General features: G+C 72.1%; 30 protein-coding genes. 13 read left to right on the top strand and 17 right to left on the bottom strand.

Annotated features, from left to right (window positions below):
• Positions 1-315: 315 nt before the first annotated feature.
• Positions 316-711 carry a hypothetical protein gene (locus ACFVS6_RS04145; protein WP_389700490.1) on the top strand — a complete coding sequence of 132 codons (396 nt, stop codon included), beginning with the start codon at positions 316-318 and terminating at the stop codon, positions 709-711.
• Between the two features lie 211 nt (positions 712-922).
• On the opposite strand, the gene ACFVS6_RS04140 is transcribed toward ACFVS6_RS04145, so the two are convergent.
• From ACFVS6_RS04140 to ectA, 10 genes are all read right to left on the bottom strand, one after another.
• Positions 923-1,372, bottom strand: a complete 450-nt coding sequence (locus ACFVS6_RS04140) for an SRPBCC family protein (RefSeq protein ID WP_389700412.1) — start codon at positions 1,370-1,372, stop codon at positions 923-925.
• A 241-nt stretch (positions 1,373-1,613) separates the two neighbouring features.
• A complete protein-coding gene (locus ACFVS6_RS04135) occupies positions 1,614-2,423 on the bottom strand; it encodes an anti-sigma factor domain-containing protein (RefSeq protein WP_389700410.1) in 810 nt (269 codons plus the stop codon).
• A complete protein-coding gene (gene sigK / locus ACFVS6_RS04130) occupies positions 2,420-3,019 on the bottom strand; it encodes an ECF RNA polymerase sigma factor SigK (RefSeq protein WP_389700409.1) in 600 nt (199 codons plus the stop codon). Before sigK ends, ACFVS6_RS04135 begins: the two co-directional genes overlap by 4 nt.
• 153 nt (positions 3,020-3,172) lie before the next feature.
• Positions 3,173-3,613 carry a hypothetical protein gene (locus ACFVS6_RS04125; protein ID WP_389700407.1) on the bottom strand — a complete coding sequence of 147 codons (441 nt, stop codon included), beginning with the start codon at positions 3,611-3,613 and terminating at the stop codon, positions 3,173-3,175.
• Between the two features lie 130 nt (positions 3,614-3,743).
• Positions 3,744-5,252 (bottom strand): SulP family inorganic anion transporter, encoded by a 1,509-nt coding sequence (locus tag ACFVS6_RS04120; protein ID WP_389700405.1) that lies wholly within the window; start codon positions 5,250-5,252, stop codon positions 3,744-3,746.
• A 196-nt stretch (positions 5,253-5,448) separates the two neighbouring features.
• On the bottom strand, positions 5,449-6,348 hold the full coding sequence (locus tag ACFVS6_RS04115) for an NAD-dependent protein deacetylase (protein WP_389700403.1): 900 nt from the start codon (positions 6,346-6,348) through the stop codon (positions 5,449-5,451).
• 109 nt (positions 6,349-6,457) lie between these two features.
• On the bottom strand, positions 6,458-7,360 hold the full coding sequence (gene thpD / locus ACFVS6_RS04110) for an ectoine hydroxylase (protein WP_389700402.1): 903 nt from the start codon (positions 7,358-7,360) through the stop codon (positions 6,458-6,460).
• A 55-nt stretch (positions 7,361-7,415) separates the two neighbouring features.
• Positions 7,416-7,820 carry an ectoine synthase gene (locus ACFVS6_RS04105; protein WP_389700400.1) on the bottom strand — a complete coding sequence of 135 codons (405 nt, stop codon included), beginning with the start codon at positions 7,818-7,820 and terminating at the stop codon, positions 7,416-7,418.
• 37 nt (positions 7,821-7,857) lie between these two features.
• Positions 7,858-9,126: a diaminobutyrate--2-oxoglutarate transaminase gene (ectB, locus tag ACFVS6_RS04100; RefSeq protein WP_389700398.1), complete on the bottom strand. Its 1,269-nt coding sequence runs from the start codon at positions 9,124-9,126 to the stop codon at positions 7,858-7,860.
• Positions 9,127-9,180: 54 nt separating this feature from the next.
• The gene (gene ectA / locus ACFVS6_RS04095; protein WP_389700397.1) at positions 9,181-9,750 is read right to left on the bottom strand and encodes a diaminobutyrate acetyltransferase; all 570 of its coding nucleotides are present in this window, start codon (positions 9,748-9,750) and stop codon (positions 9,181-9,183) included.
• Between the two features lie 368 nt (positions 9,751-10,118).
• Between ectA and ACFVS6_RS04090 the strand changes: the two genes are divergently transcribed.
• Both ACFVS6_RS04090 and ACFVS6_RS04085 read left to right on the top strand, forming a co-directional pair.
• Positions 10,119-10,664 (top strand): MarR family winged helix-turn-helix transcriptional regulator, encoded by a 546-nt coding sequence (locus ACFVS6_RS04090; RefSeq protein WP_389700395.1) that lies wholly within the window; start codon positions 10,119-10,121, stop codon positions 10,662-10,664.
• A gap of 109 nt (positions 10,665-10,773) precedes the next feature.
• A complete protein-coding gene (locus ACFVS6_RS04085) occupies positions 10,774-11,283 on the top strand; it encodes a 2'-5' RNA ligase family protein (RefSeq protein WP_389700394.1) in 510 nt (169 codons plus the stop codon).
• 81 nt (positions 11,284-11,364) lie between these two features.
• Here ACFVS6_RS04085 and ACFVS6_RS04080 read toward each other — a convergent pair whose 3' ends face one another.
• A complete protein-coding gene (locus tag ACFVS6_RS04080; protein WP_389700392.1) occupies positions 11,365-12,510 on the bottom strand; it encodes an epoxide hydrolase family protein in 1,146 nt (381 codons plus the stop codon).
• Between the two features lie 63 nt (positions 12,511-12,573).
• Here ACFVS6_RS04080 and ACFVS6_RS04075 point away from each other — a divergent pair, with 63 nt between their 5' ends.
• Positions 12,574-13,542, top strand: a complete 969-nt coding sequence (locus tag ACFVS6_RS04075) for a helix-turn-helix transcriptional regulator (RefSeq protein ID WP_389700391.1) — start codon at positions 12,574-12,576, stop codon at positions 13,540-13,542.
• Positions 13,543-13,545: 3 nt separating this feature from the next.
• Here the strand turns inward: ACFVS6_RS04075 and ACFVS6_RS04070 are convergent, their stop codons facing one another.
• Positions 13,546-14,094, bottom strand: coding sequence for a hypothetical protein (locus tag ACFVS6_RS04070; protein ID WP_389700389.1), 549 nt, complete (start codon positions 14,092-14,094; stop codon positions 13,546-13,548).
• A gap of 173 nt (positions 14,095-14,267) precedes the next feature.
• Here ACFVS6_RS04070 and ACFVS6_RS04065 point away from each other — a divergent pair, with 173 nt between their 5' ends.
• Both ACFVS6_RS04065 and ACFVS6_RS04060 read left to right on the top strand, forming a co-directional pair.
• Positions 14,268-15,011, top strand: a complete 744-nt coding sequence (locus ACFVS6_RS04065) for a carbonic anhydrase (protein WP_389700387.1) — start codon at positions 14,268-14,270, stop codon at positions 15,009-15,011.
• 151 nt (positions 15,012-15,162) lie between these two features.
• Positions 15,163-15,774 (top strand): CatB-related O-acetyltransferase, encoded by a 612-nt coding sequence (locus tag ACFVS6_RS04060; protein WP_389700488.1) that lies wholly within the window; start codon positions 15,163-15,165, stop codon positions 15,772-15,774.
• A gap of 23 nt (positions 15,775-15,797) precedes the next feature.
• On the opposite strand, the gene ACFVS6_RS04055 is transcribed toward ACFVS6_RS04060, so the two are convergent.
• Positions 15,798-16,355, bottom strand: coding sequence for a DinB family protein (locus tag ACFVS6_RS04055; RefSeq protein ID WP_389700385.1), 558 nt, complete (start codon positions 16,353-16,355; stop codon positions 15,798-15,800).
• 58 nt (positions 16,356-16,413) lie between these two features.
• Positions 16,414-17,331, bottom strand: coding sequence for a class A beta-lactamase (gene bla / locus ACFVS6_RS04050; RefSeq protein ID WP_389700384.1), 918 nt, complete (start codon positions 17,329-17,331; stop codon positions 16,414-16,416).
• Between the two features lie 370 nt (positions 17,332-17,701).
• On the opposite strand from bla, the gene ACFVS6_RS04045 reads away from it, so the two are divergent.
• Entirely contained in the window at positions 17,702-18,433 is a 732-nt protein-coding gene (locus ACFVS6_RS04045) for a hypothetical protein (RefSeq protein WP_389700382.1), read from the top strand.
• Positions 18,434-18,497: 64 nt separating this feature from the next.
• On the opposite strand, the gene ACFVS6_RS04040 is transcribed toward ACFVS6_RS04045, so the two are convergent.
• Positions 18,498-19,244, bottom strand: a complete 747-nt coding sequence (locus ACFVS6_RS04040; RefSeq protein ID WP_389700381.1) for a DUF4232 domain-containing protein — start codon at positions 19,242-19,244, stop codon at positions 18,498-18,500.
• A gap of 182 nt (positions 19,245-19,426) precedes the next feature.
• Between ACFVS6_RS04040 and ACFVS6_RS04035 the strand changes: the two genes are divergently transcribed.
• The 3 genes from ACFVS6_RS04035 (at position 19,427) to ACFVS6_RS04025 (ending at position 21,408) form a co-directional block, all read left to right on the top strand.
• Positions 19,427-19,738 carry a hypothetical protein gene (locus ACFVS6_RS04035; RefSeq protein WP_389700379.1) on the top strand — a complete coding sequence of 104 codons (312 nt, stop codon included), beginning with the start codon at positions 19,427-19,429 and terminating at the stop codon, positions 19,736-19,738.
• Between the two features lie 210 nt (positions 19,739-19,948).
• Entirely contained in the window at positions 19,949-20,383 is a 435-nt protein-coding gene (locus ACFVS6_RS04030) for a winged helix-turn-helix transcriptional regulator (RefSeq protein ID WP_389700378.1), read from the top strand.
• Positions 20,384-20,478: 95 nt separating this feature from the next.
• A complete protein-coding gene (locus tag ACFVS6_RS04025; protein ID WP_389700377.1) occupies positions 20,479-21,408 on the top strand; it encodes a 2-dehydropantoate 2-reductase in 930 nt (309 codons plus the stop codon).
• 24 nt (positions 21,409-21,432) lie between these two features.
• On the opposite strand, the gene ACFVS6_RS04020 is transcribed toward ACFVS6_RS04025, so the two are convergent.
• On the bottom strand, positions 21,433-22,272 hold the full coding sequence (locus ACFVS6_RS04020) for an MBL fold metallo-hydrolase (protein WP_389700376.1): 840 nt from the start codon (positions 22,270-22,272) through the stop codon (positions 21,433-21,435).
• Positions 22,273-22,581: 309 nt separating this feature from the next.
• On the opposite strand from ACFVS6_RS04020, the gene ACFVS6_RS04015 reads away from it, so the two are divergent.
• From ACFVS6_RS04015 to ACFVS6_RS04005, 3 genes are read left to right on the top strand one after another with little or no spacing between them, the layout of a single operon-like run.
• Positions 22,582-22,791, top strand: coding sequence for a hypothetical protein (locus ACFVS6_RS04015; RefSeq protein WP_389700375.1), 210 nt, complete (start codon positions 22,582-22,584; stop codon positions 22,789-22,791).
• Complete coding sequence (locus ACFVS6_RS04010; protein ID WP_389700374.1) at positions 22,778-24,241, top strand: amidase; 1,464 nt, start codon at positions 22,778-22,780, stop codon at positions 24,239-24,241. Before ACFVS6_RS04015 ends, ACFVS6_RS04010 begins: the two co-directional genes overlap by 14 nt.
• Positions 24,242-24,251: 10 nt before the next feature.
• Entirely contained in the window at positions 24,252-24,803 is a 552-nt protein-coding gene (locus ACFVS6_RS04005; protein WP_389700373.1) for a TetR/AcrR family transcriptional regulator, read from the top strand.
• A gap of 26 nt (positions 24,804-24,829) precedes the next feature.
• On the opposite strand, the gene ACFVS6_RS04000 is transcribed toward ACFVS6_RS04005, so the two are convergent.
• On the bottom strand, positions 24,830-25,591 hold the full coding sequence (locus ACFVS6_RS04000; RefSeq protein WP_389700372.1) for a hypothetical protein: 762 nt from the start codon (positions 25,589-25,591) through the stop codon (positions 24,830-24,832).
• Between the last annotated feature and the right edge of the window lie 44 nt (positions 25,592-25,635).

Here is a 25,635-nt window from a genome sequence, read left to right as displayed (position 1 = left end):
GACGGCCTAGTTCGGCCATCGGCTTGCCGCCCGGAGCGCAGGCCCTCGGGCAGCCCGAGTCCCCGCCCCGCGGGCGCCCGGGCGGGGCGGCCGTACCCCGCCGGGCCGGCGTGGCGTTCCGTGACGGTAGCGCCGTCGGCCGCCCACGCCTCCCGGGCGCGCCGCAGGGTGTGGAGGTCGGCTGGATTCTTGCCACCGCCCGCCCGGTTACCGACAGTAAGAAGCCGTGGGATCCCACTCCGGCCGTTCCGGGTCCCGCCGGCAGGGTCCGGAGCAGGTGTCCCGGACCACTCCCCGTGGCAGGATGAGTCGGTGATCGAACCACGTGCGTTGACGAAGTCGTGGTGCCGGGGCGGCGGGTCCTACCTGTCCCTCTGGTCCAAGGACTCGGTGCTGTCGATCGGCTCGGTGGGCTCGGTGCTGTCGATCGGCTCGGTCGGCTCGGTGCTGTCCGTCGGCTCGGTGGGCTCCGCCCTGTCCGCCGCCTCCATCGGGTCCTCGCTCTCCCTGCTCTCCACCGCTTCCTGGCTCAGTACGGGCTCGTTGCTGTCGGCGCGGTCCCGCTGGTCGGTCCTGTCCTGGAACTCGCGCGACGGCTTCATGGGGGCGGGAGCCCTCACCGCGACCGCCGTCACCGTGCTCGCCCTGCATGCCGGCAGGCGCCGTGGCGGCGCCGCGGTCCGGACGGGGCCCGCCCCGCGCAGGGGGTGACGTCCGCGCGGCGCACCGACGGACGGCCCGGCCCGAGAGGCCCGCGCGAACGGGAACGGCCCGGTGCGACCGTGGTCGCCCGGGCCGGGTCCTGGTGCGGGCCCGCCACGCGGTGGCGGCGGGAGGCCGTTCACGTCATGAGCCCATGACGGGTGGCTCGGTACGTCGGCGGGGCTCGGGCGGGGGGTCCGGCCGCGCCGCGGCGTCCGGTTCAGATCCGGCCGCGCCATGCTCCGGTCGCCTGCCCGCGGTTCTCGATGAAGTGCTTGAAGCGCATCAGGTCGCCCTTGACCTGGCGGTCGACGAAGCCGAGCTTGTCGCCGATGTTCTCCGCCATTCCCTCGGGATCGAAGTCCATCCTCAGCGTGACCTCGGTGTGGGACGGATCGAGCGGGCGGAACGTCACCAGTCCGGACTGCTCGGTGTCGCCGCCGACGCTGACCCAGGCCACCTTCGTGTCGGGGATCTGCTCCGTGATTTCCGCGTCGAACTCCCGCTCCACCCCGGAGATCCTCGTCTTCCAGTGCGTCAGCGTCTCGGTCCGCTGCTCGATCGTCACCACACCGTCCATGAACTGCGGGAACGACTCGAACTGCGTCCACTGGTCGTACGCGGTGCCGACCGGGACATCGACGGCGATGGATTCCTTGACCTGCGACATGGTTGACCTCCTGGTCACGACTGCGGGGTGACGGGGACCGACGCCTCGGTGGAGGTACCTCCGGTACCCCGGTGACCCGTTCTCCGGCGCCGGACCGGACAGCCACGGTGCTGTCCGCTCCCGGCGCGCCTGCCCCGAACCGACGGCGGGCACTCCCCGAACGCAGGGTCTTCCCGAACCCGAACCCGAACCGGAGCCCGCGTTCGAAGCCGAATCCGCACCGCACCCGAACCCGAACCGGTCAGGCGGGGATGTCCACGACTCCGACCGGGGCCGTGGTCGGCCCGGTGGACCCCGCGGCCGACTCGACGGTGACGCCCACGGCCGTCGCCTGGTCGACCGGTCCGTCCAGGAGCTTGATGTGCCAGCTGCCACCCCCTGCCAGGGTGCCCGCCGAACGGGTGGTGCCGTCGTCGTCGTACCAGAGCGCGTACACCTGGTCGGCGGGCAGTTTCGGCAGGCCCGTCGCGATGAAGGCGGCCCGGCTCTCGCTCCGGGAGACGATGACGCAGCCGGTGGCCCCGTCCTCGAACCGCGCGGCGTTGACCTGGGCGTCCGGAGCCGCGAGGACCTCCGCCAGCTCCTTGGCGGGGCCGGAGGGGCGGGACGCGGACATTCCGGCGCGGGCCTCCTCGGCCTCCTGGTGCTGCCACAGGGCGATGCCGCCGAACGCCACCGCGGCCGCGGCGCAGCAGGCCAGGGCCCACCGCAGGCGTCGCACCCGGCCGGGCGGCCGGGTCGCCGCAGGGGCGGCCCGGCCCACGGGCGTGCCCGGAGCGTGGGACGGAGCGGGACCGGGAGCCGCGGCCGGGCCCGCGGCCTCCTGCGGAGTACGGGCGATCCGCTCCAGCACCTTGGCCCGCGCCCCCGGGGGAGGTGCCACCGGCGGCGCGGCGCACAGGTCCGCGACGACGGGAGCGAGCGCGGCCGCCTCTCGGCGGCAGGAGACGCAACCCGCCAGGTGCCGGGCGAAGTCGGCCTCCTCGTCGGGCGGCATCGCGTGCAGCAGGTACGCCCCGAGGGAGGCGTGGGGGTCGGGCACGGTGCTCATCGGGACGCCTCCAGACATCCGCGCAACCGGTGCAGGCCGTCGCGCAGCCGGGATTTGACCGTCCCCTCGGGTGCCTCCAACGAGCGGGCCACCTCCCGGTAGGTCATCCCCTCGTAGAAGGCCATCCGTACGGCCTCCTGCTGGGGCCCGCTCAACGCGTCCAGGCAGCGCCGCACCCGGGCGTGCTCGTCACGCCCCTCGACCTCGTCCGCCACCTCGTCGAAGGGCGGCACCAGGTTCAACAGGGCCGCCTTCTCCTCCCGGACCAGGCGTGCCTCCGCCGAACGCACGCGGTCCACGGCCCGCCGGTGGGCCAGTACCAGCACCCAGGCCTTCGCCGTCCCGATCTCGGGACGGAACCGGGCTGCGGTCCTCCACACCTCGACCATCACCTCCTGGGTGACCTCCGCGGCCTGGTCCTCGTCGCGCAGGACCCGGCACACCACGCCCGTCACGGAGGCGACCAGCGCGTCGTAGAAGGGGGCGAAGGCTTCCGCGTCGCCCTGGGCGACCCGCAGCAGCAGGGCGTCCGGCCCGTCCTCGGGGTCGGCGCTCACACCGTCCGCGCTCACCGCCCTGTCCGTGCTGTCCGCCATCTGGGGTCCCGTGCTCCTCGGGTGCGTGCGTAGGTTTTCCGATCCCACCACCGTTGGGGACCGGGCGCATCCGGAGAGGACGGGTACGACGCCGACGAGGGCCCGCGGTGCGGGCCCTCGTCGAACCGTGTGTTCTGCGGGTGGAAGCAGCCGCTACCAGCGGTGCTTGTACGAGCAGTCCCAGTGGCCCTTGACCCACTGCCTGTCCCACTCGCCGGGGACGTACACCCACTTCCAGTGTCCCTTGTTGCCCCACTTGGAGTCGCCGTGGCCGCCGCCCCGGTCACGGTCCCCGTTGCCGTTGCCGTTGCCGTTGCCGTTCCCGTATCCGCTCCAGTTCCCGTTGCCGTGGTTGTCCCAGTGGTTCTTGACCCAGCGCTTCTCCCAGTGGCCCTTGACCCACCGCTTCTCCCAGTGGCCCTTCTTCCAGACGCACCGCTCGCCGCGGTCACCGGCGACGGAAGCGGAGACGGCCTGCGTCGTGGCGGGCGCCGCCATCGCGGGGGCCGCGGCGCCGAGCGCCGCTCCGCCGACGAGGATGCCGGTCGAGGCGACGGCCACCGCCATGTGTCTGACACGGATGGGAACGGACATGGATCCCACCTCCTCGCCCTCACCGCAGTGAGAGCAGTGGTTGATGTGACACAAGTAGTTCGATGCCGTGGGTGGGTGTGGATGGGATGAGATGTCCCGTTTTTTCGGAACGGGAACGGGAGGCCCGGCGTCAGGGGCGGGTGAGTTGCCCCGTGAGCCTGCCGTGGAGGGCCGCGCTCGGGCCGTTCAGGCCGGTGATCTCGACGGTCTTCCCGCGCTGCGCGTACCTCGCCTCGATCGAGTCGAGGACGGCGACGGACGAGGCGTCCCAGACGTGGGCCGCGCTCAGGTCGATGACGACGTCGCTCGGGTCGCCGGCGTAGTCGAACCGGCCGACGAGGTCGTTGGAGGAGGCGAAGAACAGCGCACCGGTCACCCGGTGGACGACGGTGTCCCCGTCCGGGCCGTGGACGGTGGTGACCTCGACGAGGTGGGCCACGCGCTTGGCGAAGACGACCATGGCGGTGACGGACCCGAGCACGACGCCGACGGCGAGGTTGTGGGTGCTCACGACGGCCGTGACGGTGATGACCATCACCGCGATCTCGCCCGCGGGCATCCGGGACAGGGTCCTCGGGGCGATGGAGTGCCAGTCGAAGGTCGCGAACGACACCATGATCATGACGGCGACCAGGGCGGCCATGGGAATCTCGGAGACGATCGGGCCGAACGCGACGCACAGCACCATCAGGAAAGCGCCCGCGAGGAAGGTGGACAGCCGGGTGCGGGCGCCGGAGACCTTCACGTTGATCATCGTCTGGCCGATCATCGCGCAGCCGCCCATGCCGCCGAAGAAGCCGGTCACGATGTTGGCGACGCCCTGGCCGATGGACTCGCGGGTCTTGTTCGAGCGGGTGTCGGTGATGTCGTCGACGAGTTTCGCGGTCATCAACGACTCCATCAGCCCGACGAGCGCCATGGCGAAGGCGTACGGGGCGACGGTGGTCAGGGTGCTCAGGGCAAACGGTACGTCGGGCAGGCCGGGCACGGGCAGCGAGGTGGGCAGGGCGCCCCGGTCGCCGACGGTGGGCACCGCGATGGCCGCGCCGACCGTGATGGCGGTGAGGACGGCGATGGACACCAGGGGCGCCGGGACCGCGGTGGTGATCCGCGGGAGGAACACCAACAGCGCCAGGCCGCCGATGAGCAGCGGGTACACGGGCCAGGGCACGTTCCGCAGTTCGGGGATCTGCGTCATGAAGATCAGGACGGCCAGGGAGTTGACGAACCCGACCATGACCGAGCGCGGGACGAACCGCATCAGCCGGGCCACGCCCAGCGCGCCGAGCACGACCTGGAGGACGCCGGCCAGGATCACCGCGGCGACCAGGTGGCCGAGGCCGTGTTCCCGGTTCAGCGGGGCGATCACCAGGGCGACCGCCCCGGTCGCGGCGGAGATCATCGCCCGCCTGCCACCGACGACGGAGATCACCACGGCCATGGTGAAGGAGCTGAACAACCCGATGGCGGGGTCGACCCCGGCGATGATCGAGAACGAGATCGCCTCGGGTATCAGCGCGAGCGCGACGACCAGGCCGGCGAGCACCTCGGTGCGCCACGCCTTCGGATCGGACAGCCAGTCGGGCGTCAGGCCGCGCAGGCGCGCGGCCGGGGATGCGGCCGCAGCAGCAGAAGGCAAGGGAGTCGGACCTGTCGTGGTCGGGCACACCCCGTCGACGGGTCGGGTCGTGCTGGTGGAGGCGGAGGGCCGGATCGGCTTCCGAACCGGAGGGCGCGGGGCGACGAGCCGTTCGCGCCGCCCACAGACCGTACCCCAGGGGCGCGGTGGGGTACGGCGCGCCGGTGGCGCGGCCGACCAGGTGCGGCGCCCGCGTTCAGGCCGTCGGCGCGCCGTCGACGGGGACGTCCAGGCGGGTGGCCAGCTCGGTCAGCGCCGCCCCCAGGGGAAGCTCGACCCGGGCGACGGCGTACCGGTCGCCCCGCGTCTGGTCCCGGTTGACGATCAGCACCGGCTTTCCGGCCCGCGCCGCCATGCGGACGAAGCGCAGCCCCGACATCACCGTCAGCGAGGACCCCAGCACCAGGAGCGAGGAAGCCGCCTCGACCATGGCCCGGCAGCGCTCTACCCGCTCCGGCGGGACGGTCTCGCCGAAGAACACCACGTCCGGCTTGAGGACGCCGCCGCACCTGGCACAGGGCACCACGCGGAAGCCCTCGACCTGTTCGTCGGTGAGGTCGGCGTCACCGTCCGGGTTCAGCCCGGCGGCCACGGGTTCGAAGCCCGCGTTGACCTCCTCCAGCCGTCTGGCGAGATCGCTCCGCGAGCCGGCGTCGCCGCAGGACAGGCAGACGACCCGGCCGAGGCTCCCGTGCAGTTCCACCACGTCCGGGCTGCCGCCGGCCTGGTGCAGACCGTCGACGTTCTGGGTGATCACACCGGAGAGCAGACCGTGCCGCCCGAACGCGGCGACCGCCCGGTGTCCCGCGTTGGGCCGGGCCCGACCGAACGTGCGCCAGCCGAGGTGACCGCGCGCCCAGTACCGGCGCCGGGCGCCGGCGCTCGCGGTGAAGTCCTGGTAGGTCATCGGGGTGTGCCGGCTCAGGCTCCCGCCCTCCCCCCGGTAGTCGGGGATGCCCGATTCCGTTGAGAGGCCCGCGCCGCTCAGCACGAGCACACCGCCGGTGCCCAGCACGTCGCGGACCGGCTCCAGATCCGTGGTGCCGGGCTCCGGAGCCTCGGTGGGCGTCCAGCTCAGGGTGGGGCGCATGCGCATGCCGCCAGGGTACGGAACGGGCCGGACGCACGCACCGGGCCGGTGGGCCGGGCCCTCCGGCCCGGGCCGGAGGGCGGGCACCGCGGGTGCGCCGGGCCCGACCGACGGGTCAGGTCACAGGGGTGAAGTCCCGCGAGGCGATGAAGGACGGCCGTCGGATCGGCGCCGCGAACGGCTCCATCGGCAGGTTCTCCACGCTGTTGAACACCAGGAAGACGTTGCTGCGCGGGTAGGGGGTGATGTTGTCCCCGGAACCGTGCAGCGCGTTGCAGTCGAACCAGGTCGCCGATCCGGCCGCCCCGGTGAACTGCTGGATGCCGCACGCCGAAGCGAACCGCGTCAGGGCCTCGGGGGAGGGGATTCCGGCATCCTGCATCTGGAGCGACTTCTTGTAGTTGTCCTTCGGCGTCGCACCCGCGCAGCCGAGGAACGTGCGGTGGGAACCCGGCATGATCATCAAGCTGCCGTTGGTCGGGTGGTTCGGCGTGAGGGCGATGGACACCGACACCGTCCGCATCCGGGGCAGACCGTCCTCCGCGTGCCAGGTCTCGAAGTCGGAGTGCCAGTAGAAGCCGCTCGCGCCGAAGCCCGGCTTGGCGTTGATGCGGGACTGGTGGACGTACACGTCGGAGCCGAGGATCTGCCGCGCGCGGTCCACGAGCCGCGGATCGGCGGCGAGCCGTGCGAACACCTCGCTGACGCGGTGGACCTCGAAGACCGAGCGGACCTCGCCCGAGCCGGGCTCCACGATGGCCCGTTCGTCGGACCGTACGTCGGGGTCCGACACCAACCGGTCCATCTCCGCCCGGTACACCTCTACCTCGTCCGGGCCGATCAACTGCTCGGCGGTGACGAAGCCGTCGCGTTCGAAACCCTCCAACTCGCGTGCCCAGAAGGGCCCGGGCGTGCCGGGCTCGGACCATACGACGGGGTCCTTGCGTCCGATGAGGACTTCTTCGGAGCCCCGGGTGGGGTACAGGTCGGCGAGGGTGCGTTCGGTGGCAGTGAGCATGGCGTTGCTTGCCTCTCCTCTCGGGTTCGGTGGGTGCGGACCGGGTCGGGAAACGTCAGACCGGATCCGGTTCGGTGAGAAGCGGGTACACGCCGTTCTCGTCATGGTCCTCACGGCCGGTCACCGGCGGGTTGAAGACGCACAGGCATCGGAACTCGCTGATGACGCGCAGGGTGTGCCGCTCGTGACCGTCGAGGACGTAGACGGTGCCCGGCGTGATGGTGTGCTTCTCGCCGGTCTCCTCGTCGGTGAGTTCGGCCTCGCCCTCGACGCACACCACCGCCTCGATGTGGTTCGCGTACCACATGGACGTCTCGGTGCCGGTGTACAGGACGGTCTCGTGGAGGGAGAAGCCGACGCGCTCCTTCGCCAGGATGAGGCGCTTGCTCTCCCAGGTGCCGGAGGCCGCCTTGACGTGGCGGTCGGTTCCCTCGATGTCACGGAAGGATCGGACGATCACGGTGGTGCTGCCCTTCGTGGTGTCGGGTGCGGTGGCGTCAGGCCGTCTCGCGGACGGACCGCGCGAGGATGTCGAGGCCCTCGTCGAGCTCGTCGGCCGACACGGTGAGCGCCGGCAGCAACTTGACGACCTCGCTCTCCGGACCGGAGGTCTCGATGAGCAGGCCGTTCTCGAAGGCCCTGCGGCACACCTCGGCGGCGCGTTCCTTGCGGGTGAATTCGAGCCCCCACACCATGCCGCGACCGCGGTACGAGGCGCCGTCCCGCTCGTGCTCCGCGCACAGGTCCATGAGGGCCTGCTCGATGCGGTCGCCCTGGACGCGGGTGCGTTCGCGCAGGACGCCGTCGCGCCAGTACGTCTCCAGCGCGGCGGTGGCCGTGACGAAGGCCGGGTTGTTCCCGCGGAACGTACCGTTGTGCTCGCCCGGCTCCCAGATGTCGAGCTCGGGCTTGAACAGGCAGAGCGCCATGGGCAGCCCGTAGCCGCTGATGGACTTGGAGACGGTGACGATGTCGGGCGTGATGCCCGCCTCCTCGAAGGAGAAGAAGTCGCCGGTGCGGCCACAGCCCATCTGCACGTCGTCGACGATCAGCAGCATGTCCCGCCGGCGGCACAGGTCGGCGAGGGCGCGCAGCCACTCCGCGCGCGCCACGTTGACGCCGCCCTCGCCCTGCACGGTCTCGACGATCACGGCGGCCGGGTTGTTGAGACCGGAGCCCTGGTCCTCCAACAGCCGCTCGAACCACAGGAAGTCGGGCGTCCGGCCGCCGAGGTAGTTGTCGAAGGGCATCGGCGTGCTGTGCACCAGCGGAACGCCGGCGCCGGCGCGTTTGAAGGCGTTGCCGGTCACGGCGAGCGACCCCAGGGACATGCCGTGGAAGGCGTTCGTGAAGGAGACGACCGCCTCACGCCCCTTGGCCTTCCGCGCCAACTTCAGTGCGGCCTCGACCGCGTTGGTGCCGGTGGGGCCGGGGAACATCACCTTGTACGGCAGGGCGCGGGGCGCGAGGACGGTGGACTGGAAGGTCTCCAGGAAGGCCCGCTTGGCGGTCGTCGACATGTCCAGCGCGTGCGTGATGCCGTCGCGCTCGATGTAGTCGAGCAGCGCCCGCTTCAACACCGGGTTGTTGTGACCGTAGTTGAGCGAGCCGGCGCCGGCGAAGAAGTCCAGGTAGCCGCGACCGTTCTCGTCGGTGAGGCGGCTGCCCTGCGCGCGGTCGAAGACGACGGGCCAGGCGCGGCAGTAGCTGCGCACCTCCGACTCGACGGTTTCGAAGACGGTCGGGATCGGTGCTGTCGTGGTCAAGAGGACTCTCCTGTGGTGTGTGGTGATGGGTGGGTGGCGGACTCGCGCGTCGATCTACGTGGTCAGTGGCTCGCCGGGGCTGCCGATGCGGTGCAACACCTCCGCGTCGTGGTGCCCGGCGCCACCGGGGAAGTGCTCCTCGGCGAAGAGGACCTTCCGGGCGACGCGGGCGCCGCGGCGTTCGGCGTAGGACGCGAACAGCCGCTCCGACGCGGTGTTTCCCGGGCTGATGGTGGTCTCCAGGACGTCGAGCGCGTGCTCTGCGGCGACCCGTTCGGTGAGGTGGTCGAGGAGGTACCCGGCGATCCCCTGCCCCCGGGCGGTGGCGTCCACCGCGACCTGCCAGATCAGCAGCGTGCCCGGCGCGTCGGGGCGCAGGTATCCCGTGACGAAGCCGACCGGACGGCCCGTGCGGTCGCGGGCGACGGCGGAGGTGGCGGCGAAGTCCCGGCACCACAGCAGGTAGCTGTAGGGGGAGTTGACGTCCAAGGTCTGCGATTCGCGGGCGATGCGCCAGAGGTCGGGGCCGTCGGAGACGTCGGGCCGGTCGGCTCGAATTCCGGGTGGATTCGTGGGGGCGGTGGATCGGGGACGGGTGGCCGGATCTGCGTGGACGGCGGTCATGCGGGCCGAAGCTACCGACCATCTGCCCAAAAAACATGCCCATATGGGGTTCCGGACGCCGTACCTCCGTGTTATCCGACGGCATCCACGATGTGGACAACCCCCTCATCGACCCTGATGGAAAGGCCCATTTATCAGCATGAAACACCCCAAAATTTCAAAAGGTCACGAGACTATAACGTCTTTGCCCTGTGCCATATTTGCGGTGTGAAAGCCACGACAATCGGCCGTCCCCCCGTTTCGGCTCGGGGATACGGGACATGCGAGAGGGCCCCCTCGGTCGCACGGCCGCAGCGCACCGCCATCGGAGTTCCCGCCCGAGCGTCGGACCACTGGGAATTCCGAAGGATCAGGCGGTACAAAGGGGTATGACCGAGGAAACGCGACCCGCGGATCCCCCACCTGCCGTGGCCGACGCCGACGATGTCGACGACCTGACGCACGCCGTCCTGGCCGCCTCCCACATGCTCGTGTCCATTTCGACCAGGGCCCTGGCGGCGGCCGCCGGGGACGGGGTCACACCCGCGCAGTTCCGTATGCTCGACGTCCTGGTGGCACGCCGGCACGTGAAGCTCGTCGCCCTCGCCGGGGTGATGGCTGTCAACCCGTCGACCGCCATGCGCATGGTCGACCGACTGATCGCGGCGGGTCTGGCGGACCGCAGACCCAACCGGGAGAACCGGCGGGAGACGGTGCTCACCGCCACGGACTCGGGCGCGCGCCTGGTGGCCACCGTCACGGCCCGGCGCCGGGCGGAGACGGCCGCCCTGCTGGCGCGGCTCGGGCACGCCGAGCGCGCCGGGCTGGTCGGGGCGCTCGGCGCCCTCGCCGCCGCGGGCGGGGAGCCCGCCGACGTCGCTCCGCACGGCTTCCCGCAACCTCTCGGGTGGACGGATCCCCACTTCCCGGGCTGAGTCGGCGAGCGCCGGGTCGAGCCGGGTCGGGCCGGGTGGTCCCCGCGGTCGAACCCTGGTGCCGGGGGACCGGTCGCCGACCCGTCCCGGCCGTGAAAGGATTGATCGCGTGCCGACCATCGGAACGACCGCCGTGGTGATCGAACTACCTTCGGCCGAGGTGTTGTTGGAAGCCGTCGCCGGGGTCGATCCGAGCCTCGTCAGGACGGGCCTACCCGCTCACGCGACGGTCCTGTACCCGTTCGTGCCCACTGCGGACCTCGACGACGACGCGGAGCGCGCCGTCCGCCGGCTGGCCGGATCGCTGCCGTCGGTGGACCTGCTGCTGCGGCGGTTGGTCACCGAGCCCGGGTTCGTCGCGGTCGAGGCCACCGAACTCGACCCCGTCATCCGTGCGTTCCGCGACGAGTGGCCGCGCGTGCGTCCCTACGGCGGACGCTTCGGGGAGTCGCCCGGCGCCCACGTCACGTTGGCGCTGGGCTGCGACGAGGCGCAGGCCCGGTGCGTCCGCGACCGGGTGGGGGAACTCCTTCCGCTCCGGGCCCGTGCGGAGGCCGTCCACCTCGTGGCCCTGACCGACCGCGGCTGGCGACGCCGCGTCTCGGCGCCGCTCGCCTGACCCGGCCGGTACCCGCACCGCGGCGCGCGGGGCGGGTACCGGCCGGGGTCGGCCACCGGGTCAGGCCACCGGGTCAGGCGCTCAGGCGTCGAGGGCGGTGAAGAACGCGCGCACGTCGGCCACGAACGCCTCCGGCTGCTCCAGCGCGAGGAAGTTGCCGCCCCGCTCCAGCTCGGTCCAGTGGGTGACGTGGTGGTCCCGCTCCGCGAAGCGGCGGATGGCGACGTCGGTGCCGAGTGCGACGGCCACGCCGGTCGGCACGGTGCCGCGCGGCTTCGGGGCCCAGGCGCTCGCGTCGTGCCCCGCCTCGTAGTAGAGGTTCGCCGAGGATCCGGCCGTGCCGCTGAACCAGTAGACGCTGATGTTGGTCAGCAGCCGGTCGCGGCCGACGGCGTCCTCCGGGAGCTCCGCCGCGGGGTCGGTCCACTCCTTGAACTTCTCGGCGATCCAAGCCAGTTGGCCGACGGGGGAGTCGTGCAGACCGTGCGCGAGGGTCTGCGGGCGGGTGGACTGGATGGCGTTGAAGCCCATCTTGTCCTGCTGGAACTCCTCCAGCCGGGCCAGCCGCTCCTGCTCGGAGTCGGTCAGTCCCTCGAACTCGGCGGGATCCCCCGAGGGGAAGGTGATCAGGCCGTTGACGTGCACGCCGACGACCCGGTCGGGCGCCCGACGACCCATCTCGGCGACGATCCAGGCCCCGCCGCCGGTGCCCTGGACCCCGTAGGAGCCGTAGCCGAGCCGCTCCATCAGCTCGACGAACGCCCCGGCGATGCGACCGGTGTTCCAGCCGGCCTCGCCCAGCGGGCCCGAGAAGCCGGTACCGGGCGTGGAGGTGACGACGACGTGGAAGTCCCGCGACAGCGGCCCGATGACATCGACGAACTGGACGAACGAGCACGGCCAGTCGTGCACCAGGAGCAGCGGAACGGCCGCCGGGTTCTGCGAACGGACGTGCAGGAAGTGGACGTTCTGGCCGTCGATCTCGGTCGTGAACTGCGGGAACTCGTTGAGCTCCGCCTCCGCCTTGCGCCAGTCGAAGCCATCGGCCCAGTACGCGGCCAGGCCCTTCAGGTAATCGGTGGGCACGCCGCGGCTCCAGCCGACGCCGGGGATCTCGCTGCCCCAGCGGGTGCGTGCCAGCCGGTCACGCAGGTCGTCGAGCTCCTCCTGCGCGATGTCGATGCGGTACGGGTGGATCCGGGCGTCGGTGTCGCTGCTGTTCTCCATGGGTAGGACGTTAGTCTCGATATAGGCACGTTGCCTTCCTAATTCCCTCACAGGCTTGGTCCCATGCTCGATACTTCCGCGCGGCTCCTGGCGCTGCTCTCCCTGTTGCAAACCCCTCGCTCCTGGCCGGGTTCCGAGCTGGCCGAGCGGTTGGGGGTCAGCGGGCGCACCGTCCGCAACGACATCGACCGACTGCGCGAACTCGGCTATCCCGTGGACGCCGCCCGCGGGGCCGCCGGCGGCTACCGGCTGGGCGCGGGAGCGGCGATGCCTCCGCTGCTGCTCGACGACGAGGAGGCCGTCGCCGTGACGATCGCCCTGCGGACCGCCGCGCAGGGAGCCGTTCCCGGTACCGAGGAGACCTCCCTGCGGGCGTTGGCCAAACTCGAACAGGTGCTGCCGTCGCGGCTGCGCCGCCGTGTGCGGACGCTCCAGGCGTACACCGTGGCCGTCCCGGCGGACCGCCCGGCACCGAGCGTCTCCGCGGACGTCCTGACCACCCTGGTCTCCGCCTGCCGTGACCGGGAACGACTGCGCTTCGACTACCTCGACCACGCCGGATCGCCGACCCGTCGCATCGTCGAGCCCCACCGGGCGGTGAACTGGGGCCGCCGCTGGTACCTCGTGGCGTGGGACGTCGAACGGGAGGACTGGCGGACCTTCAGGGTCGACCGCATGCGTCCCCGTACCCCGACCGGGCCGCGTTTCGTCCCGCGCGAGGCGCCCGCCGCCGACCTGGCGGCCTACGTCTCGGGGCGGGTGTCGAGCGCGGCCTGGCGCCACCGCGCACGGGTGACCGTCCACGCGCCGGCGGCCGCGGTGGTGGAGCGGATCAACCCCGCGGTCGGCACGGTGGAGGCCGTCGACGCCGACAGCTGCGTCCTGGTCACCGGCGCCGACACGCTGCCGGGTCTCGCCGTGCACCTGGGCATGCTGGACTTCGACTTCGAGGTCACCGAGCCGCCGGAACTGATCACCCACCTGCGCGGGCTCGCCGATCGCTACGCCCGCTCGACCCCGCCACGGGCCTGAGCCTCACGCCTCCCGCAGGGCCCGCCCGGTGGCGGCCAGCGCCTCCTCCAGCACCCGGACCGCCTTCGGGCCGACGCCGTGGAGGGCGGCCAGCTCGGCCCGCCGCAGTCCCGCGACCTGGTCCAGGGTGGTGAGACCCGCGGCGGCGAGCGCCCTGGTCGCGGGGTTGCCGATGCCCCGGGGCAGGTCGCCGACCTCCCCGGCGGTGACGGTCGCGGCGGCCGACTGGGCCGACGCCAACCCCTTCGGGGCCCGTCCGAGCCAGGCCCGCCGCACCCAGTGGTTCAGCTGTTGGCCGTCCAGGTCGCCGAGCGGGATCCGGACGCCGATCGCCGCGGTGCCGCGGCCGAGCACACCGGCCGTCGGGTGGGCGTCGAGCACCTGTCGGGCCTCGCCCCCGGCGAGGTGGAGGCCGAGTTCGCCGTCGGCGTCGGCCCGGGCGAACCAGCGGTCCCGTACGGAGAACACGACGCCGGCGCCGCCGGCGGCGGGCCGTTCCACGGTCTCGGGGAGGGAGAGCGCGGTCCGGCGGAGTTGGGCGAGAGTCGTCACGGTTCCACCCTCGCACGCCGCCGCCGAGCGGGGCGCCGCCCCGGCGGGGCACCAACGGGGTCGGGCCCGTGGCGGAGGCTTTCGTCGGGATTCGTTCAAGCTCGACCAAAGGCCGATCAAAGAAGAGTGCCGGACGACATCTTGGGGCGCGAATGCGCCTATTTTGGTCCGCTATGACTCCTGAAGTCGAACGTCATGAGGACCGTGGCCGGCGCCTCTTCGTGCGGGCCGCGCTGACGGGGACGGTTGCCGTCGGCGCCGGACTGGTCGCCGGCCTGCCGGACGGCAAGACCTCCCCCACGGACGGACTGAACGGCCCGCGCCCCACGACGCCCCTCTCCGCGATGCGGGTGCTCGACGCGGGGAACCGACGCTGGAGGACGCTGCACGAACGGCACCCCGACGAAACCAGGGCGGTGCGCAGGACGCTCGTCACCGGACAGCACCCCTTCGCCGTCATCCTGGGCTGCGTCGACTCCAGGGTGCCGCCGGAGCTGGTCTTCGACCAGGGCCTCGGTGACCTGCTGACCGTGCGCTCGGCCGGCGAGGTCCTCGACGAGGCCGTCCTGGCGAGCATCGCGTACGGGGTCGTGGAGCTGGCCATCCCGCTCGTCGTGATCCTGGGGCACCAGTCGTGCGGGGCGGTCGCGGCAGCCGTCCACGCGGACGAGAGCGGGGCGGGGCTACCCGGCCACATGCAGTACCTGGTCGATCAGATCCGCCCGGCGATCGACCGTACGCTGACGGGCGCCGCGCGGGTCGACGCCGCCGTCGACGCCAACGTGCGGCTGGTGGCCGGACGCCTGTCGGCGGAGCCGGCCCTGGCCGAAAGGATCGCGGCCGGCGGCCTGTCCGTCATCCCCGCCAGGTACGAACTGACCAGCCAACGGGTCCACCGGATCGACGCCGCCCCCTGACGCCCCTGACGTGTCGGCGGGCCGGAGGATCGGGGATCATGGACGCACTGTCCGTACGCACGCACAGACCGTCCGGAGTGGTGCCACCGTGAACCCCGATCCCACCGAAGCCCGGCCCGTCGAGGCGCCCGACCCCTCGACGCTCCACCCGATGCCGGGACAGCCCCGCGTCGTGCTCCTGAAACCGCTGGTCAAGTCCCCGCTGATCGAGGTCGGGGAGTACTCCTACTACGACGACCCGGACGATCCCACGGCCTTCGAGACCCGCAACGTCCTCCACCACTACGGGCCGGAGAAGCTCGTCATCGGGAAGTACTGCGCGCTGGGCACCGGCGTCCGCTTCATCATGAACGGCGCCAACCACCGCATGGACGGCCCGTCGACCTTCCCGTTCCCCATCATGGGCGGCGGCTGGGCCGAGCACTTCGACCTGATCACCGGTCTCCCCGGACGCGGGGACACCGTCGTCGGCAACGACGTCTGGTTCGGCCACGGCGTCACGGTCATGCCCGGCGTGCGCATCGGCCACGGCGCGATCGTCGCCTCCGGATCCGTCGTCGTCGAGGACGTGCCCGACTACGGCATCGTCGGCGGGAACCCGGCCGGGTTGATCCGTACGCGATACAGCGAGGCGGACGTCGCCCGCCTGCTCGCCCTGGCCTGGTGGGACTGGCCGGCCGAGCACCTCACCCGGCACGTGCGCACCGTGATGTCGGGCAGCGTCGACGATCTGGAGGCCGCCGCCCCGGCCCGCCCCCGGTGATCCACCGGGGCCGGGCCGTGTCCCTACTGGCCCACGCGGCCGTCGACGCACTCGCGCAGCAGGTCGGCGTGTCCGCAGTGCCTGGCGTACTCCTCGATCCTGTGGACCAGCAGCTCCCGCACCGCGATGTCGTCCTTGCCCAGGCGCTCGCCCAGGTCCGGATGCCTGGCCAGGGCCGCGTCGGTCGCGGCCTGCTCGCGCTCCAGATCGGCGTACGCGGCGTCGACCACGGCCTGGTCCGCGACGGCCTCGTCGAAGTCCGCGTCGCGCTTCCCGTACAGCTTCGGCAGCGGATCGCCCTCGATGATCCAGTTGTGCCAGTCCCGTTCCGCCTCGGCGAGGTGCCGCAGCAGCCCGAGCAGCGACATCGTCGAGGGCGGGACGGAACGGCGGGCCAGTTGTTCCGGGGTCAGGCCCTCGCACTTCATCCGCAGGGTCAGGCGGTAGTCCGACAGGAAGTCCTCCAGCGTGGCGAGCTCGCCGTCCCGGCTGGTCCGCGTGTCACGCGGGTCGTCCGCCGGGTCGACCCACATGTCGGGGTACACGGTCGCCTGGGTCCATCGCGCGGGTTCGTCGTTCATTCGGCGAATGATCCTCCACGAGCACCCGGAACCGCGACCGCATTTGTCGGCCCGATTCTCACGCGAACGTGTCCGCCAGCAGTTTCGCGGTCCTGGCGATCAGGGTGTTGTCACGGGGCGCGTCCGCGCCCGGCATGGTGGAGAGGATCGACACGACCACCGGGGGCCGTCCCGGCGGCCAGGCGACGCCCACGTTGTTGTTGGTCCCGTACGACCCGGCACCCGTCTTGTCCGCCACGGTCCAGTCGCGGGGCAGACCCGCCCGGAGCCGATCGCCGCTGGTGGTGTTGGCCAGCAGCCACCCGGTCAGTCGCTCCCGGTCCTGCGGCGTCAGCAGGTGGCCGAGGGTGAGCCGCGCGTACGTCCGCCCGATCGCCCGGGGCGTGGTGGTGTCGGTCAGCCGATCCGGTTCGGCCGAGTTCAGGTCGGGCTCCAACCGGTCGAGCCGGGTCGTACGGTCCCCCACCGAGCGGCTGAAACGGGTGACCGCGGTGGGGCCGCCCAGCTCGCGGAGCAACAGGTTGGCGGCGGCGTTGTCGCTCTGGGCGATGGCCGCCGAGCAGAGCTCGGCCACGGTCAGACCGGCCGCGATGTTCTCGGGACGCTTCGTGATCTCACCGCCGCCCGCGTCCGTGACCTCCTGCTGCGTGTAGTGGATGCGCTTGGCCAGGAAGGTGCCGTCCCGGTCCAGGTCGCGCAGCACGGCCGCCACGGCGACCGTCTTGAACACCGAGCACATGGGGAACAGCTCGTCGGAGCGGTGGAGCACGGTGCGGCCGGTCGCCGTGTCCCGCGCGTACACCCCCAGCCGTGCCCCGTACTCGCGTTCCAGTTCGCCCAACCGCTGCACGACACCGGTCGCGCCCGGCGACGAGGCGGCGCGGGCCGCGCCCGCCGGCAGCGCCACGGCCAGGGCCGCCCCCGCCCCCGCGGTCAGCAGTGAGCGACGGGACGGGATGGTTCCCGGGGTGTTCACGTCAACTTCTCCTCTTCCGTCAGTCCGTCAGTCCGTCAGTTCTGTCGGTTCCGTGCGGTCATGTGATCCGCAAGACGCCAAACGTGATCAATTCGGTTCCCCCCGTGGGGCCCGTGTTGTCACTGCGCGATGCGGATGTTCCGTCAGTTCACCCTGCCATCACGGAACTTGCCGGTCGAAGAGCCGCGGCGGCGACCTTCGGGGAAACGGCGGCCGGAGGGCGACCCCCGGGATCGGCCGAAGACCGTCTGGTCCCGGTGAGGGGTCTAAGTGTGGAATGACGGCGATGCCGCCTATCGGGCGGTACGCACTGTCGCTCCACCCCGCGCCGGCCCACAGGTCGTCGCGGCCGACGACCAGGAGTTCAGCCTTGCGCCGCACCTCTCGCCTGCGTACGACCCTCCTCGCCCTCTCCGTCTCCCTCACGGCCGCCGTGACCGCCGCCGCACCGGCCGGCGCCGCGCCCGCACCCGTACCGGCACCCGCTCCCGCTCCCGCACCTGCGGTCGCCAACGTCGGACCCGTCGTGGTGTACCTGACCGGCATCGGCGGCGGGCCGCAGAACATCGCCGCGGCGGCGGCCTACGACCACCTCGGTCGGCAGGCCGCCGACGCCGGGTTCGCCGGCTCCCAGTGCCGGGTGACGGAGGGCCCGCTCTACACGCACGTGACCGGGAACTACTACCAGGCCATGATCAAGGCCACCTGTAGTGGCGAGCCCGCGGTCACCGCTCCCACCCGCAGCCTCAACCGCCTCATCGGTCCGAACGGCGAACACATCAGCACCGTCTGGAACGTTCCCCCCGGCTATCAGGTCGAGGGCAGCCTCGGTCAGCTCTACACCAGCGCCCGCGAGGGCACGGTGCCGCTGTACCACTGCGTCGTCCGCAAGGACAACTTCCTCTCGGGTGACGTCAACTGCGAAGGACAGACGTACGTTTCGCGGCTCGGCTGGTTCCATCCGGGCCGGCCCGCCGACGTCGGCACCGCGCCCCTGATGCGCTGCATGGTCGGCAAGCACCGGGAGTTCTTCGAGTCCAACCAGACCAACTGCGAGGGCCAGGCCTCCGGAGGCCAGCTCGGCTGGATCTTCACCGGCTGACCCGAGCGGCGGTCCGGACGGAGGTTCGGCCCTCCGCCCGGACCGGCCGGCGCGGGATCAGGAGTCAGGAGGGCTTGGTGGCCGAGAACGCCGTGACGGTCACCTTGTCGTCGCACTCGGCGAACACCCCGTCGTCCATGGCGATCTGGTGCGCGCCCGCGCCCGGTACGCCGATGACCAACGTGGGGAAGCTCGACGGGGTGGCTCCGGACACGCAGTAGCCGTCCGCCTCGCCCTGTACCTGGACGAAGGTGAGCTTCGTCCAGGCGCGTCCCCCCGGAGCCAGGGTCACCGGGCCGGCCGTTCCGCTGCGGGTGACGACGAGGGGACGGTTCTTGTCGGGGGAGCCGTTCCCCGCGCCCGCGACGGTGGGGAAACCGGTCAGCACGCACGGCTGCGACGAGGTGTTCGTGACCGAGAGGACGGCGGCACCCGTGCCCGTGCCGGGCGGCCGGACGTCGGCCTGGTGGCCCTCCGACACCTTGACGCCGCCACTCGCGCAGGTCTTGGCCCCGGTCGCCGGAGCCGAACCCGACGGACTCGGCTTCTCCTTGCCCCCACCGCCGGAAGCCCCACCGCCGGAAGCCGTCCCGCCCGAAGTCGTCCCGCCGGACGTCGTACCGCCGGATCCCGGGCCCGTCGGCGTGGCGGATCCCGTGGGCTTCGCCGGGCCGGACGCCGCGGGCGGTGACGACGGGCTCGCGACCGAGCCGTCCTCGCCGGTCGGCGTACAACCCGTGACCAGGGCGGTGGCCGCCGCGGCCGCCGCCAGAACCACCGTGCCGCGTCGGACGGCCGCTGTGTACCGCATGGGTGCTCCCGAGGCTCACGGGCCGGTCCCGCACCGGCTCTCGCGCCGGGGGACACGACCCCGCGCCGACATCCGGTTCGCGCCACGACCTCCCTGTGGCGGATTCGTGACACGGTCATGAAAAGACTTCACTCACCGAACCAGGTGATCCAGGGTCGGGACGACACCCCTAGGAGAAGTGCATGGACGCGAAGACGAAGTCCTTCATCGGCAGTGCCTTCGGCCCCGACTACATGAATGAGCCGGAAGACCTCAAGAAGGGGATCCAAGGGAGTCTCGCCAACCCTGGCCCCTTCTCGAAGACCGTTGCGGAGCAGCGTGAAGGATTCGCCGAGGTGATTCGTACGCGGGCGATGTCGCTCGCCGAGTGGGAGGACATCACGCAGGGAATTCTCGATTTCTCCAGCGAGGACGATCTGTACGCGTTTCTTGAGAAGGCATACGACTATTTCTTCGGTGACACCACCGCGTTCCCGTATCCGAACCAGGAATGAATCCGCGACCCGGGGCAGTCCGTGGTTACTGCCCCGGGTCGCGGGTGAGGACACTCGAAGGTCGTGTTCTCGCACGCTGCTCTGATCTGCGTTTTCATGGCCGGATCCCGCAGTCGTGGCACATACCCTGTCCCGATGCGTTGTCCATTTACCCGGATCCGGAGGGCTGTTCAGCACGCAATGCGGGGCAGTTGAGCCCTTGCCCCTTCGATGGAGGCCGTCGGGGAGCGATGGACGCTATTCATCGTGCGCGACGCCTTCTTGAGTGTCCGCCGCTTCGGCGACTTCGCCGCCCACCTGAGTCTCCCGCAGGCGGTGCTGACCGACCGCCTCGCCACCCTCATCCGGGCCGGCGTCCTCGCCCGCGTTCCCGGACCGGCAAGCGAGCGGTGTACGAACTTATCGCCAAGCGGCTGGAGTTGTAGCCGACCGTACGAGCCCTCACTGTTGGGGGGGGAGGGGAGGGACTGCACTACGCTCCCTGAGGATGTGGTCCCCGCAGGTTCCTGCGCCACGCGGAGGACAGCGCCACCCTTACGGGGGACGGCCGCTGCGAGCGCTGCGGCGTCCTGGTCGACGTACGGGACATCCTGCTCACTCCCGGTCCCGGGCTCCCCGGGCCCGGCCCGGCCGACGACCCCGTGACGGCTGCCCCGCGCCAACCGCACCGCCTCCTCACCCTGCTGCCTCCCATCACCTCCACGCAAACGCCCCACCCCCGCCACGAAAGGCACCCCCTCATGAGGATCCTCACGGTCGGCGCCGGCGCCGTCGGCGGCTTCTTCGGCGCCCGCCTCGATCGAGCGGGCCATGACGTCTCCTTCCTCGTCCGGCCCGCCCGCGCCACCGCACTGCGGGCCCGCGGCCTCCGCGTCGAGGGGCAGGGGGAAAGCCTGCGCCTGACCCCCGGGTTGGTGACGGCCGAGGCGCCGGGCAAGGACTACGACCTGGTGCTGCTGTCCGTGAAGTCGACGGCCCTGGAGGCGGCCCTGGCCGACCTCGCCCCCGCCGTGGGGCCCGGAACGGCCGTCGTCCCCCTGCTCAACGGCATGGCCCACCTCGACGTACTCGTCGAACGGTTCGGGCCCGGGGCGGTCCTCGGTGGCGTCGCGAAGGTCGTCACCACCCTGGACGACCACGGCGACATCCTCCGCATGGCCCCGCCCGCAGTGATCCAGACCGGTGAACTCGACGGCCGTCCCTCCGCCCGTGTGGACGCCGTACGCGCCGCCCTGACCGGAGCGGGAATCGACTCGCCGGCCACCGACGACGTGGTCGGCGCGATGTGGCACAAGTGGGTGTTCATCTCCACCCTCATCTCGCTGACCTGCCTGATGCGCGGCTCCGTCGGCGAGGTCAACGCGGTCGCCGGCGGGCCCGAGCTGGGTCCCGCCCTCCTCGCCGAGGCGGCGGCGGTGGCCGCGGCCACCGGACATCCCGTACCGGAGGCCGAGCGCGCCTTCACCGAGGGGGTGCTCACCGCGCCCGGCTCTCCGTTGACCCCGTCGCTCTACCGCGACCTCGTCGCGGGCCGTCCCACCGAGGCCGACCACATCCTCACCGACCTCACGGTCCGGGCCCGCTCCGCGGGCGTGGCCACACCGCTGCTCGACCTGGCCGCGCTGCACCTGCGCGTCCACGAGCACCGCCTCGCGGCGCGCCGCGGCTGACCGGCCCGCTCCGTCGGCGCGCCGTCAGTGGTGCGCCGGGACGGGGCTCAGTCGGTAGTGGTCCCCGTGGGCGCTGACGGTTCCGGCGGTGGGCGGCGGGAAGTGGGAGCCCAGGAGCAGGGCGTCCGTGCCGGCGAGGGACCCGAGCAGGGCCCGGCGCGTCTCCTCGGACCGCGCCGGGTCGATGTCGACGCAACTGCCGATGCCCGGGTGCGGCAACTGGACGGGATGGTGGACGCAGTCGCCGGTGATCAGGGCCGTGGCGCCACGGCTGTCGAGCCGGACCGCGAGGTGGCCGGGCGTGTGTCCCGGGGTGGGGACCAGGCGCAGGCCGGGGACGATGTCGAGGCCCTCGGCCGGGACGTCGACGAGGTCCAGCAGCCCGGCGTCCTCGACCGGGTGGACGGAGTCGCGGAACATCTGCAGTCGCGGCCCGTCCATGGGGTACGAGGCCCAGAACTCCCGCTCGGTCCGTGAGGTCAGGTAGCGGGCGTTGCCGAACGTGGGGACCCATTCCCCTTCCACATCCCGGGTGTTCCAGCCGACGTGGTCGGTGTGGAGGTGGGTCAGGATCACCAGGTCGACGGATTCCGGCGGGTGGCCCGCGGCCGTGAGGCGCTGGAGGTAATCGGTACGCAGGTCGTGCCATGCGGGGTTCGCCCGCTGCTTGCCGTTGCCGATCCCGGTGTCGACCAGCACGCGCAGCCCGCCGACGGAGAACGCGAAGCTGTGGCTGGACAGGCGCAGGACGCCGTCCGGGTCGGCGAAGTCGGGTCGCAGCCAGTCCTGTTCGGCGACGACGGCCGGGGTCGCGTCGGGCAGCAGCCAGCGCCCGGTCGGGGGCGCGAGAGGCACCTCGTCCACCCGATGGACGGTCACGTCCCCCACGGACCAGTGGGGGACGCCGGCCCGGCCGATGCGGGCCGAAGGCGCACTCGGCGCACTCGTCGTCCTCTTCGCGTTGGTTGCGTCCGTTGCGTTGGTTGTGTTCATGGCGCGGCTTTCTCGGCGCTGGACCGGGTGGTGATTCCGGGTGGTTCCCATGGAGTTAAAGCTACGGGATTGCGTTTGGGGAACGTAACCCCTAACGTCGACTAACGCAAACCTTTGGCTTTTGGTTGGCCGGTGGGCCCAACTCCCGCCGCCCGCCTCCCCGATCAGGAACGAGCGCCCATGTCCGCCGCTGAACTCACCCCCCTGGAGGCGGCCCGGTGGGCCGCCCGGGCCGGGCTCCCGCTCCCGGCCGACCGCCACGCCGCCGTCGCGGCCACCGCCGACCACATCCACTCCGTCGTCTCGGTCCTGCGGGAACTCGACTTCGGTGAAACGCACCCGACAACCGGTCACCACCACGGACGGGGGGAGAACGATGCGACCGTATGAACTCTCCCTGGCGGCCGCCGCCCGGGAGATCCGGGCCGGGCGCCTGTCGCCCACCGAACTGGTCGACTCCGTACTGGACCGGATCGACGCCACGGAACCTCACCTCCGGGCGTACGTGACCGTGACGGCCGACCGGGCCCGGCACGCCGCGCGCCGGGCCGAACGCGACCTCGCGGCGGGCCGCGACACGGGTCCGCTGCAGGGGATCCCCATGGGCCTGAAGGACCTGATCGACACGAAGGGAGTCACGACCAGCGCGAGTTCCCGCGTGCGGGAGGGGCACCGGGCGGCTTCCGACAGCGCGGTCGCCGCGAGCCTGGACGCGGCGGGCGCGGCGCTCGTGGGGAAGACGCACACCCACGAGTTCGCCTACGGCCTCACCACGCCCGGAACGAGGAACGCCCGGGACGCGGGGCGGGTCGCCGGCGGGTCCAGCGGTGGCTCGGCCGTGGCAGTCGCCGCCGGGGCGGCGACGTTCGCGCTGGGAACCGACACCGGCGGGTCGATCCGGGTACCCGCCGCCCTGAACGGCGTCGTCGGCCTCAAGCCGACGTACGGGCTCGTCCCGCGCCACGGGGTGACGCCCCTGTCCTGGTCGCTGGACCACGTCGGCCCCCTCACGCGGACCGTCGAGGACGCGGCGCTCGTCCTCACGGCCCTCGCCGGGTACGACCCCTGCGACCCCGCGTCCCTGTCCGCGGCTCCCGCCGAACCGTGGCGGGCCGCCGGCCGCGTCGACGCCGAAAACCTCGCCGGACTGCGGGTCGGCGTACCGGTCAACCACTACTTCGACCACGTCGCCCCCGAGGTCGAATCCGCCGTCCGGCGGGCCCTCGACCGCCTCGCCGAACTGGGGGCCGAACTCGTCGACGTCGAGATCCCGATGGCGCGCTACATCCGGGCCACCCAATGGGGCCTGATGGTCCCGGAAGCCACGGCGTACCACGAGCGGACGCTCAGGACCGTGCCGGAGCTCTACACGCCCGACGTCCGGATCCTGCTGGAGGCCGGCGAACTCATGCCGGTCGGCGACCACCTGCGGGCCCGGCGGGCCCGCACCCTCATGCGACAGGAGTGGCTCGACCTGCTGGAGACCGTCGACGTCATCGCCGCGCCCACCGTCCCCGCGACCGCCGCACCGGTCGGACAGTCCACCTTCACCTGGCCCGACGGCACGATCGAGTCCGTCTCCGACGGCTACGTGCGCCTCTCGGCGGCGGCCAACATCACCGGAATACCGGCGCTGACCGTGCCGGTCGGACACGACACGGCCGGACTGCCGATCGGCATGCAGCTCATGGGCCGACCGCTCGGCGAAGCCGTCCTGTTCCGGACGGGGCACGCGTACGAGCTCACCGAACCCGTCCGCGCCCTCGCGCAGGCGGGCCGTCCCACGGTGCGGACGCAGGGGGCCGCCGGCGCTCCCGTCGGCCCTCGGGCCGTGCTCTAGGGTGGGGCGCATGCCCAGACCCATGGCCCGTCCCGGCGGGCGCAGCGCCCGCGTCCAGCAGGCGGTGCACACCGCCGTGCAGGAGCTGGAGGCAGAGGTGGGGCGCGCCGCCCTCACCGTTCCCCTCATCGCCGCCCGGGCCGGCGTCACCCCGTCGACGATCTACCGCCGCTGGGGAGACCTCCAGGAACTCCTCTCGGACGTCGCCGTCGAACACCTGCGGCCCGACGCGGAACCGGCCGACCTCGGTGACCTGGCTTCCGACATGCGTGCCTGGGGCGAGCAGTTCGTCGAGGAAATGGCCTCGGACATCGGTCGCGCCTACATCCGGGACACCCTCGTCGGCGACCCGAACGGCAGCAACGCCGGCCTGTGCTCCGCGTACGCCGCCGAATCGATCGAGGTCATCCTGCGGCGGGCGGCCGCCCGCGGCGAGACGGCCCCCGACGTCGAAACCGTCCTCGACGCCGTCGTCGCACCGATCATGTACCGAGTCCTGTTCCGGCCGGGCCCCTTGGACGCCGCGTACGCGCGCCGCCTGGTGGCCGACTGCCTGACGTAGGCGGGCGGACCCCCTCGGCCCGCCGGTCAGGCCGAGGCGTCCCACGCCGTCAGCAGGCCGTCCAGCCACGCGGGCGGGAGCTCGGCCGCGTCCCATTCCTCCCGCAGCGCGGACGGGGCAGTCACGAGCCGTTCCAGCACGGCGAGGCTGGTGGGGGAGTGGATCAGGGAGTAGCGGCCGTGGATCGAGATGGCGCTGCCGGGCCCGTACTCCGCGTACAGCCGCTCCAGCCGGGCCCGGTGGTGGGAACCGAAGTCCGTGAGCTGCCCCGCGTACATCGCCCGCTGTCTGTAACCCATCGTGCCGAGGACGGCGGAGAGCACCTCCGTGGTGACCTCGGGGTCGAAATCGGACACCGAGGTGAGCGACAGGTAGAGCGGGCTCACCGCCACCTGGGCCCGCTCCACCTCCATCCTCCGCACCCGCGGCCGGTCCTCGGGTGCGGAGACCGGCGCGTCGGAGCCGACGGCCTGCCGCAGGGCCCGTTCGGCGATGCCGCCGAGTTCGTGGACCACGTCGACGTCGACGCCACCGGACCGGGCGGACCGGGCGGACCGGGCGGACCGGGCGGACCCGTCCGGTCCGGCGGCGGTTCCCGCAGCGCCCGGCCCGCCGCCCGTGAGCTCCTCGTACGCGCGGGCCAGGGCGCCGGCCTCGACGACCCCGATCAGCTCCTCCGCGTCGCCGGTGAAGACGCCCGCACGGGCGAGGAGCTGGAGGAGCGTCGTCTTCGCGTTGGCGACGCTGGCCGCGTCCGGCAGCTGCGGACCTGCTCCGGCGGTGTTCATCGGATGCTCCTCAATGCTCGGGTGCGTCGCGCGGGTACGCGATG

The sequence above is a fragment of the Streptomyces sp. NPDC057939 genome, from assembly GCF_042887545.1.
GTDB lineage: Bacteria > Actinomycetota > Actinomycetes > Streptomycetales > Streptomycetaceae > Streptomyces.
The sequence above is the reverse complement of the archived record's forward strand: the minus strand, read 5'-3'. Positions and strand labels throughout refer to the sequence as shown.